The 10,211-nt window shown below is 64.9% G+C and carries 9 protein-coding genes and 1 pseudogene; 5 read left to right on the top strand and 5 right to left on the bottom strand.

What is annotated here, in order from left to right; all coding sequences use genetic code 11:
- The 5 genes and pseudogenes from IOC82_RS16535 to IOC82_RS16515 form a co-directional block, all read left to right on the top strand.
- A pseudogene (locus IOC82_RS16535) lies at positions 1 to 145 on the top strand (IS256 family transposase); the annotation flags it as partial.
- 480 nt (positions 146 to 625) lie between these two features.
- Complete coding sequence (gene denD, locus IOC82_RS16530; protein ID WP_290547302.1) at positions 626 to 1,606, top strand: D-erythronate dehydrogenase; 981 nt, start codon at positions 626 to 628, stop codon at positions 1,604 to 1,606.
- A complete protein-coding gene (locus IOC82_RS16525; protein WP_290547301.1) occupies positions 1,606 to 2,631 on the top strand; it encodes an Ldh family oxidoreductase in 1,026 nt (341 codons plus the stop codon). The genes denD and IOC82_RS16525 overlap by 1 nt, the downstream gene beginning before the upstream one ends.
- Positions 2,631 to 3,500, top strand: coding sequence for a DMT family transporter (locus IOC82_RS16520; RefSeq protein WP_290547300.1), 870 nt, complete (start codon positions 2,631 to 2,633; stop codon positions 3,498 to 3,500). Before IOC82_RS16525 ends, IOC82_RS16520 begins: the two co-directional genes overlap by 1 nt.
- A 113-nt stretch (positions 3,501 to 3,613) precedes the next feature.
- Positions 3,614 to 4,540: a DMT family transporter gene (locus tag IOC82_RS16515; protein ID WP_290547299.1), complete on the top strand. Its 927-nt coding sequence runs from the start codon at positions 3,614 to 3,616 to the stop codon at positions 4,538 to 4,540.
- On the opposite strand, the gene IOC82_RS16510 is transcribed toward IOC82_RS16515, so the two are convergent.
- From IOC82_RS16510 to IOC82_RS16490, 5 genes are all read right to left on the bottom strand, one after another.
- The gene (locus tag IOC82_RS16510; protein WP_290547298.1) at positions 4,537 to 5,187 is read right to left on the bottom strand and encodes a hypothetical protein; all 651 of its coding nucleotides are present in this window, start codon (positions 5,185 to 5,187) and stop codon (positions 4,537 to 4,539) included. The genes IOC82_RS16515 and IOC82_RS16510 overlap by 4 nt on opposite strands.
- A 4-nt stretch (positions 5,188 to 5,191) precedes the next feature.
- Positions 5,192 to 6,469, bottom strand: a complete 1,278-nt coding sequence (gene eno / locus IOC82_RS16505; protein WP_290547297.1) for a phosphopyruvate hydratase — start codon at positions 6,467 to 6,469, stop codon at positions 5,192 to 5,194.
- Between the two features lie 89 nt (positions 6,470 to 6,558).
- Positions 6,559 to 7,389, bottom strand: a complete 831-nt coding sequence (gene kdsA / locus IOC82_RS16500; protein ID WP_290547296.1) for a 3-deoxy-8-phosphooctulonate synthase — start codon at positions 7,387 to 7,389, stop codon at positions 6,559 to 6,561.
- A complete protein-coding gene (locus IOC82_RS16495) occupies positions 7,386 to 7,838 on the bottom strand; it encodes a PaaI family thioesterase (protein ID WP_290547295.1) in 453 nt (150 codons plus the stop codon). The genes kdsA and IOC82_RS16495 overlap by 4 nt, the downstream gene beginning before the upstream one ends.
- Positions 7,839 to 7,846: 8 nt before the next feature.
- Positions 7,847 to 10,207, bottom strand: coding sequence for a DUF3772 domain-containing protein (locus tag IOC82_RS16490; protein ID WP_290547294.1), 2,361 nt, complete (start codon positions 10,205 to 10,207; stop codon positions 7,847 to 7,849).
- Between the last annotated feature and the right edge of the window lie 4 nt (positions 10,208 to 10,211).

Raw genomic sequence — 10,211 nt, 5'->3', positions numbered from 1 at the left:
TTTTCCAACGGATGACGCGGCGATGAACCTGATCTATCTCGTTCTCAATCACGCCGCAGCGGACTGGAAACGGGCGCCGCGGGAGTGGAACGAGGCGCGGGTCCAGTTCGCCGTCCTATTCGGCGAACGCTTCGTGGGCCATTAAATGTCAACCGGCACGGCCAAACCTCTGGTGCGCAAATATCTCAGTTCGCGCCTGTTCAGCCCAGGTGAAGGCCTCGCCGGAGTCAGGGCGCATTGGAAGATCGAGAGCAATCTCCAATGGATGCTCGGTCCGTCTCTTCGAGGACGCCTCAAGAGCCCGCAAGGACAATGCCCCGGCAAACACCGCCTTCATCAAGCGGATCGCACGAAACATCCTGCAAACCGCCAGCGACAACCCAAAGCGCCGAAACAGCCAGCGCATCAAGCCTTGCAACTGGGACAATGACCGCCTTATCAACGCACTAACCCATATGCGATAGCCCTGCTTCGCCTAGGGATGGAAGCAAGACGGTGCCCGGCAGGCCGGATGAGGGCGCTGCGCGGCATGCCGCCATGCCCTTGCCGCATCCTCACCCCGCCCGGCGAGCCCTTGTTCCCCCGCCGGGACTCCGCCAATCTCGCGATACTCAGGAGGAATGACATGAATATTCTGGTCATCGGCGGCGGCGGCATGGTTGGCGTCAAATTGATCAACCGGCTGGCCAAGGACGGCGCGTTGGGCGATGCGGCAATCTCCAAGATTATCCGGCATGACGTTGTGCTGCCGCCTCCGCCGCCTGCCTCCGCCTTCCCTATCGAGACGCTGATCGGCGACCTTTCGACGCCGGGCGAGGCGGAGAAGCTTGTGGCGCTGAAGCCGGACACGATCTTCCATCTCGCGGCAATTGTGTCGGGCGAGGCGGAGGCCGATTTCGAGAAGGGCTACCGCATCAATCTCGACGGCACGCGCTATCTGTTCGAGGCGATCCGCAAGGCGGACCAGGGCTACAAGCCGAAACTCATCTTCACATCCTCGATCGCCGTGTTCGGCGCGCCCTTCCCCGAGGCGATCCCGGACGAGTTCTTCAACACCCCGCTCACCAGCTACGGCACGCAGAAGACGATCTGCGAATTGCTGCTGGCGGATTATTCGCGCCGCGGCTTCTTCGACGGCGTGGGCCTTCGATTCCCGACGATCTGCGTGCGCCCGGGCAAGCCCAACCTGGCGGCGTCCGGCTTTTTCTCCAACATCATCCGCGAACCGCTGGCGGGGCAGGAAGCGGTGCTCCCTGTGCCGGAGGACGTGCGGCACTGGCACGCCTCCCCCCGCGCTGCCGCCGGCTTCCTGATCCATGCCGCGACCATGGACACCGGTGCCTTGGGCGCACGGCGCAACATCACGCTGCCCGGCGTTTCCTGCACGGTGGGCGAACAGATCGAAGCGCTCCGGAAAGTGGCGGGCGACAAGGTGGTGGCCCGCATCAAACGCGAGCCCAACGAGACAATCATGAAGATCGTCGCCGGCTGGCCCCGGAATTTCGAGGCAAAGCGCGGCTGTGAACTGGGCTTCCAGGCCGAGAACAGCTTCGAGGACATTATCCGCGTCCACATCGAGGACGAGCTCGGCGGCAAGATCGCCTGATGGGCCGGACCGCTACGGTTGCCGGGCTGGCGCCCTTCTCGCTCGCCGTGCTGAGGTCAGCCGGCGCGGATGAGGCTTCGGCAGAAGCCGCCACCTGGGCCATGCTCCATGCCTCGCTGCACGGCGTGGACAGCCACGGCATCCGCCTCCTGCCGTGGTACGCCGACTGCCTGAGGAACGGCATCGCCAAGCCCAAACCCAACGTCACTGTTACCCACCCGCGCCGCGCCGTGGCGCTGGTCGATGCCGATGACGGGCTTGGCCACATCGCCATGTACCGCGCCATGGACGAAGCCTGCGCCATCGCCAGGGACTGCGGCATCGGCATGGCCAGCGTCATCAACTCCACCCATTTCGGCGCGGCCGGGGCCTACACGCTGGCGGCGGCGGATGCGGGCTTTATTGGCTTCGCCAGCTGCAACTCCGGCGCCTTCGTGGTGCCGCATGGCGGCTCGAAGCCGATCCACGGAACGAGCCCGATTTCGCTCGCCGCACCCAACCCCGGCGGCGACCCCTTTCTGCTTGACATGGCGACAAGCGCCGTGCCGTGGAACAAGGTTCTGAGGTATCGTACCGAAGATATTGAATTGCCTGAGGGAGTTGCCGTCGACGAACGGGGTGCCTTCGTCACGGATCCCAATGCCGCGCGGGCGCTCGCCCCGGTGGGCGGACCGGCATTCGGTTACAAGGGCGCTGGCCTCGCGGGCCTCACAGAGGTGCTGGGCGGCATGCTTACCGGCATGCGGCTGTCCTCCGATCAGGACGGGCTGGCGCTGGGCGACACCAAAGTCGGCCATTTCGTCATGGCCATCGACCCAACCCTCTACATGACCCTCGAGGCCTTCGGACAGGGCGTCCAGACCTATATCGACCGCTTCAAGGCCCAGCCCGGAACCTATGCCGCGGGTGGCCCCGAGTGGGAGTGCTACCGCAAGCGCGAGGCGGAGGGCATTCCACTGCCTGACGGCCTCTATGCCGAACTGGCCGGCGCAGCCGCGAAAGCAGGCGTGCCGCTGGAGTTCTGATGGCGCCCGACCTCAAGGAGAACAGGACGCGCGGCATCCTGTGGATGCTGGCCACCATGTTCTGCTTCATCGCGCTCGACACGATGATGAAATATCTGATGGAGACCTATTCGCTGGTGCAGGTCACCTGGGCCCGGTTCTTCTTCGCCACGGTGGTCGCAATCGTGGCCTGCGGGCCGCGCATCGGCCAGCTTGCCATCAGCTGCCACCCGAAGCAGCAACTCCTGCGCTCGGTGTTCCTGATGTCGACGACCGGCATGTTCAACGCCGGCATTCGCACCGTGCCGCTGGCCACCGCCACCACCATCATGTTCCTGAACCCGGTGCTGGTGACCGTGCTGGCCATTCCGCTGCTGGGCGAGAAGGTGGGGCTGCAGCGCTGGATGGGCGTGCTTCTTGGCTTCATCGGCGCCGTGATCGTGGTGAGGCCCTGGCAGGAGGATCTGGGTGCCCATGGCATCGGCGTCATCTTCCTGCTGGTCGCCGCGGCGCTCAACGCCAATTACCAGATCCTGACACGCCGGGTGCGCGGCGACGATCCGCTCACCTCGCTCCTCTACACCGCGACGGCCGGCGCGGTGGTCACCAGTTTCCTGGTGCCGTGGTTCTGGTCCTGGCCCACGGCTTTCGACTGGTTGCTGCTGGCCGGCACCGGCGTTGCCGGCGGCCTCGGGCACCTGTTCCTGATCCGCGCCTTCCGTTCGGCACCCGCTTCCGTTGTAGCGCCCTTCTCCTACTCCTCTCTGGTGTGGGCTACACTCTTCGGCTTCGTGATCTGGGGCGACTGGCCGGACCTGTGGACGTGGGCCGGGGCCGCGCTTATCATCGGATCCGGACTCTACATCTTTTCGAGGGAACGCAGGGCATGAAGACCGAAGGCCCCCGCTCGCCACCGCCGCGGAATAGCGCCATACGCCGCAAGCAGACCTGAAATGCCGCGCCTTGGCTGGCAGCCGCCCCCTCTGCCCGCCAAGCTGAGCGCATGAATCAGTCGTCCCCCGGCATGAACCGCAACCTGATCGGCGTTGTCTCGCTCTGCGCCGGCGTGCTGGTGTTCTCCACCCAGGATGCGATCCTGAAGGGGCTGAGCGGCAGCCATGCGGTCACGCTGGCCATCGTGCTGCGCTCCATCGTGGGACTTCCCATCCTTTTCGCCATGGTATGGGCCGAGAAGGGTCCGGGGGCGCTGCGCACCAGGAACTGGAAGCTGCTGGTGGCGCGCGGGCTGATCCTCCTCACCTCCTACACCACCTATTACATGGCCTTCCCGGTGCTGCCGCTGGCGGAGGCCGTGGCGCTCTTCTTCACCTCGCCGATCTTCGTCACCATCCTCGCAGCGATCTTCCTGCGCGAGAAGGTGACGCTGAAAGCGTGGGCCGCGGTGATTGCCGGCTTCATCGGCGTGCTCATCATCCTGCGCCCCGGCACCGGTCTGTTCGAACCCGCAGCCCTGCTGAGCCTTTTCAGCGCCGCGGCCTATGCCCTTTCGATGGTGCTGGCGCGGCGCTACAGCGCGGACGAGCCCACCACCGTCATGGCCTTCTATGTCAACGCCGTCTACATGGTCGCCGCGGCGGGCGTGGCGCTCCTTTTCCACCTGCTCGGCATCGCCCAAGCGGCGCATCCGAGCCTCGAATTCCTGGTCAGGCCCTGGGCCGTGCCGGACCCGCGCGATCTCTTCCTCATGGGCCTGTGCGGCCTCATCGCGGCGCTGGGCATGACGCTGCTGACCCATGCCTACCGTCTGGCGCGGGCCAATCTCGTCACGGTGTTCGAATACACCGGCATGCTGTGGGTGCCGCTGTGGGGCTTCCTGTTCTTCGCGGAAGTGCCGAAGTGGACCACGGTGGTGGGCACCGTTATCATCATCGCGGCGGGCATCTTCGCGGTCAGGAGTTCGAAGGCTTAAGGCGCCACCTGCTCGCTCAGGATCCGGAAATCGCCGACATAGCTCTTCGACACGCCGGGCGCGCCGGCGACGCGCAACCAAAGGCCCTTACCGGCCTCGCCGCTGGGAAAGGCGAACGTGCGGGCTTCACCCGATTGTGGCAGGCCGAAACTCATCACCGGGCGCCCCGAGGCGCCAAGCTCGCCTTCCGGCAGCACCATCACGTCGACGGCCTTGGCCATCGAAGCCGGGTTCACGCCGGAAGGTGGCGTGTATTCAAGCGCCGTGACCTGATGCGCCGTATCGCCCTTGAACAGCACGAGCACGTTGATTTCGGTATCCGGCGGATTGATGGCCAGGAAGGTGTCGTCCTGCGCGTCGAACAGGGTGGCGAAGGCGTAGCGTGAATCGCTGCCATCCTTCAGCGCGGCGGTAAAACTCGCCCCCTCGGCAAGGTCCATGGTTTCAGTCTTCAGCGCCGGGGAACCGGTTTTCGCAATCGTCTCGTCGGGGACGATCGCATCGGCCTTTTGCGGATCGACCGTCACCACCACATTCACCGGCGGCTGCGCCGCCTCGCGGGGCGCGAAGGTTTGATAGGCGGCGAGGCCAACGCTGGCCACGGCCGCCAGGCTCGAAACCACGATCTGGAAATTGGTGAGCTTCACCGAACTAGGCTTTGAGGATGCTCCGTCCCGCATATGCCGCCTGCGATCCCAGTTCCTCTTCGATGCGAAGAAGTTGATTGTATTTGGCCAGCCGGTCCGAACGCGCCAGCGATCCGGTCTTGATCTGACCGCAGTTTGTGGCAACAGCAAGGTCTGCAATCGTCGAGTCCTCGGTTTCGCCCGAACGGTGCGACATGACGGCGGAATAGCCCGCCTTGTGCGCCATCTCGACGGCCTCGAGCGTTTCGGTGAGCGAGCCGATCTGGTTCACCTTGACAAGTATCGAATTGGCGATTCCCCCGGAAATACCCTTCTTCAGGCGCTTGGTGTTGGTGACGAAGAGATCGTCACCCACCAGCTGGTGCGTCTTGCCGATGAGATCGGTCACCTGCTTCCAGCCGTCCCAGTCGTCCTCCGCCATGCCGTCCTCGATCGAGAAGATCGGATAGGCCCTGGCGAGCCTGGCGAGATATTCCGCCTGCTCCGTGATCGAGCGCTTCTTGCCCTCGCCCTCATAGTCATAAACACCGTTCTTGAAGAACTCGGTCGCCGCGCAGTCGAGCGCCAGGTAGACGTCCTTGCCGGGCTTGTAGCCGGCCTGCTCCACAGCCTTCATGACGAAGTCCAGAGCCCCCTCCGCCGACGGCAGGTTGGGCGCGAAGCCGCCCTCGTCGCCGACATTGGTGTTGTGGCCGGCCTTCTTAAGGGCACCTTTCAGTGTGTGGAAGATTTCGGCGCCCATGCGCAGGCCCTCGCGGAAGCTGTCCGCGCCCACCGGCATGATCATGAATTCCTGAAAGTCGATCGGGTTGTCAGCGTGGACACCGCCATTGATGATATTCATCATCGGAACGGGAAGAACGCGCGAGGCCGCGCCGCCGACGTAACGGTAGAGCGGCAGGCCGGCCGCCTCCGCCGCAGCCTTGGCCACGCCGAGCGACACGCCGAGGATGGCGTTGGCGCCAAGGCGCGCCTTGTTAGGCGTGCCGTCGAGCTCGATCATCGCCTGGTCTATGGCGATCTGGTCCTCGGCCTCCATGCCGGCCAGAGCATCGAAGATCTCGCCGTTGACCGCGGCCACCGCCTTGGTGACGCCCTTGCCGAAGTAGCGCGCCTTGTCGCCGTCGCGCAGTTCCACCGCCTCGTGCGCACCCGTCGAGGCGCCCGAGGGAACCGCGGCCCGGCCGATGGAGCCGTCTTCCAGCACCACATCCACCTCCACCGTCGGGTTACCGCGGCTGTCGAGGACTTCGCGGGCGGTGATGTCGATGATGGTGGTCATGGCCTTGTCCCTTGATGTGCGCAAATCAGAGGGCGGTTATGGCGGGGGCCAATGGCGTTTGCAAGACGGTTACGGGAGGGATCATGGCCTCACGCCGCCTTCACCACCTTGTCCAGCGCCATCAGCGTCCGCAGCAACGCCTCCAGCTGGCCGATGGGCACCATGTTGGGCCCATCCGAAGGCGCATTATCCGGGTCCTGGTGAGTTTCGATGAAGACGCCGGCGACACCCACCGCCACGGCGGCGCGCGCCAGCACCGGCACCATACTGCGCTCGCCGCCTGACGAGGCGCCCTGGCCTCCCGGCTGTTGCACGGAATGTGTTGCATCGAAGATCACCGGCGCGCCCATCTCCGCCATGACCGGCAGCGAGCGCATGTCGGAGACCAAAGTGTTGTAGCCGAAGGACACGCCGCGCTCGGTGAGGAGCACGTTGGGATTGCCGCTGTCCACGATCTTGGCCAGCACGTTCTTCATGTCCCACGGGGCGAGGAACTGGCCCTTCTTCACGTTTACAATGCGGCCCGTCTTGGCCGCCGCGATGAGAAGGTCGGTTTGGCGGCAGAGGAAGGCGGGAATCTGCAGCACATCGACTACGCTCGCCACCTCGGCGCACTGAGCTCTCTCATGCACGTCGGTCAGCACGGGCAGGCCCAGCTCTTTGCGGATGTCGGCGAAGACGGCAAGCGACTTCTCCAGCCCCAGGCCGCGCTGGCCCTTGAGGCTCGTGCGGTTGGCCTTGTCGAAGCTCGATTTGTAGACCAGCCCGATGCCCAGGCGCCCGCAGATCTCCCTGAGGCGCCCGGCCATCATGAAGGCATGCTCGCGGCTCTCCATCTGGCAGGGACCGGCGATGAGCGCGATCGGCAGCGCGTTACCGAAGGAGACTTTGTTGGTCGAAACGATGCTGTTGGGGGTCATTGCTTTGGATACACCAGGAATGTGCCCGAGCCGTGGGCATAGAGTTTGCCGTTGTCATCGGTGAGCCGCGCATCGGCCGTCAGCAAGGTGCGGCCGGCGTGGATCACCGTGCCGGTGCAAATGAGGCGCGGCACTGAAGCGTCGATCTTGCCGACGTAGTTCACTTTGAGTTCGATGGTGCCATAGCCAATGCCGGCGGGCAGCTTGGTCTGCACCGCGCAGCCGGTGGCAGAATCGATCAGCGTTGCCGCATAGCCGCCATGAAGGCGCATTTGCGGGTTGTAGTACTTGGGCGAGGGGAAGGCCTCGAAGGTCGCCGTGCCGTCGTCGACCGCAATGAGGCGGAAATTCATGGCTTCGGCCATGGCCGAGCCATGCCAGTCCCGCAGCAGCGCGCGCAGAAAGTCGAGCCCGCTTTGCGGATGAGCCTTGTTTTCTCCGGCGTCCATGGCGTCCGTCATTTGGCGGCCTGCACCACCGGCACGGCCTGTGCAATGGTTATGCCCCTTTCGCGGAACTGCGACAACAGCGCGAAGCGGATGTCGCTTGCGACCTGTGAGCCTGTCAGGACGTCGGCCACGAAGGCTCTGACCACGAATTCGAGACCGTTCTTGCCGAAGCTGGTGAGCATAACCACGGGGGCCGGGTGCTTCAGCACCTTGGGGTGGGCGCTGGCGACCTCGAGCAGCAGTTTCTTCATCACTTCGGCGTCTGTGTCGTAGTCGACCACCACGTCGATCGAGAAGCGGCCCATGTCGTCATTGTGGGTCCAGTTCTTCACAGGTTCCGTAACGAGAGCCGAGTTCGGTAGAATGATCGAGCAGGAATCGAAGGTCTCGATCTCGGTCGAGCGCACATTGATGCGCCTCACGATGCCCTCGCCCTCCGGCAGCGACACCCAGTCGCCCACGCGGATCGGCCGCTCAGCCAGCAAGATGACGCCCGATACGAAATTGTTGATGATCGACTGCAGGCCGAGACCGATGCCGAGGCCCAGCGCGCCGGCGATGATGGCGAGGCTCGAGAAATCGACGCCCGCCGCGCTGAGCGCGAAGACGCCCGCGAGGAAGTATCCGATGTAGCCCGATCCCGTGAGGATCGAATCCTGCACGCCCTTCTTGATCCGCGTGTCCGACAGGATGCGGTGGTCGAGCCAGCTGTTGAACAGCTTGGTGGCGATGATGCCGAGAACCAGGATCGCCAGCATGATGGCGAGCGTGCCCGGCAGGATGGTAACGTCGCCAATGGTGATGCCAAGGGACAGGGTGGTGAGAAGGCCCCGCAGGTCCACCCAGTTCAGCGTCCACAGCAGCAACAGGGTGGGCACGCCGGCGATCACCAGCACGAGATCGACGATGGTGCGGAACATCAGGCCCAGCCGCTCGATGGCGCGTTCGCCGAGCCCCGTGATGCGGCGCAGGAAGGCGCCGAAGTTCGACTGCGGATCGAAGCTCGCCTGCACCATGGCGTCGAGCAGGTGGTAGACGAGGAACACCAGCGTTACCACCATGGCGGTGCGCACGATCTGATGCGCGATATAGTCGCCGAGCGCCAGGTAACCCGTAGCCAGCGCCGCGAAGCCGGCGAAGATCAGCGTCCACACGAGGGGCGCCAGCCTGGCGGCCCAGCCGAAATAGAAGCGCCGCTTGTCCTGCTCCGGAAGGCCCGGCTGCTTGCGCAGCGCCAGCAGCATGAGGCTGGCAAGCACCAGAAGCGTGATCGCGCCCAGCGCCGACTGTCCCTGCGTGTAGTTGAGGCTCAAGTACATGCCGGCCGAGAGCTGGCCAAGCTGTTTATTAAAGGTGGCGGCGAAGGCCGTGAGGCCCACCAGCCAGGCGAACTGCCGGGCCGACCGTTCGTCCATGTCGACGATGCGGATTTCGGGGCGGCCGGGGGCCGCCACGCGCCGGCCGAGCACGTAATAGAAGATGGTGGTGAAGGCCGTGTCGCGCAGCGCCTCCCACAGCATCACCATGCGCGGCGTCGCGTCGGTGAAATAGCCGCTCGTCTCCAGCGCGAGGCGGATCGGGAAGAAGAGGATCGCCAGCGCCGCGAATGCCACCATCAGGGCGCGGAGAATGATCCACAGCCGGGTCATGTTGTCGATGGGGCGGCCCGAGGCGGAATAGCCGGTCAGCCAGCGCGCGAAGAACCGGTTGAGAAGCCGGAAGGCAAATGCGCAGGCCATGATGAACACCGGAATCAGCAGCAGCCCCAGCGGCTGCGCCGTCTGCGATACGTCCGCCCACCAGTTGCGCAGCATCAGCGACAGGCCGGCGGACAGCACGCCCACGCCAGCCACCAGGTCATACCAGAGCTGCGGGTTGAAGACGGACCGGGTGCGGTCGAAGATGCGGCCGAAGAACTGGTCGCGCTGCATGGTCGAAACCGACTTCGACAGCTGCTCGGCCTCGACCGTGACGACGTCGAGCTGCGCCTTGAGGCTCTGCAGTTTGTCGCGCGTTGCTGTCAGGTCGGCGCGCGACTGGGCGACGCCGTCATCCTCCTTCTGACCGGCGGCGGGTGCGGCGCCCAGCGAGTTCAGCTGCTGCGTCACCTCCCCCAGCGGGGCCAGCAGTCTGATCGAGCGGTCCGCCGCGGTGGTGCGAATTTTCTCGAGTGTGACCTTAAGGTTGGCGAGCTCCTTGTCGCTGAGGTTGGGCCGCCGCAGCTGCATGCCCGAGCCGTCGAGGTCGATGCGCAGCTGCTGCAGCGCGCGGTCCGTCTCGCCGATGATGGCCCGGTCGAGGGCTGCCGCCGCAGTAAATGCAAGGCAGAGCGCGACAAAAGCGGACAGCAGGACCCGTGCCGCGCGCATCGGG

It is taken from the genome of Aestuariivirga sp., assembly GCF_020252395.1.
Taxonomy (GTDB): Bacteria; Pseudomonadota; Alphaproteobacteria; order Rhizobiales; family Aestuariivirgaceae; genus Aestuariivirga.
The sequence above is the reverse complement of the archived record's forward strand: the minus strand, read 5'-3'. Positions and strand labels throughout refer to the sequence as shown.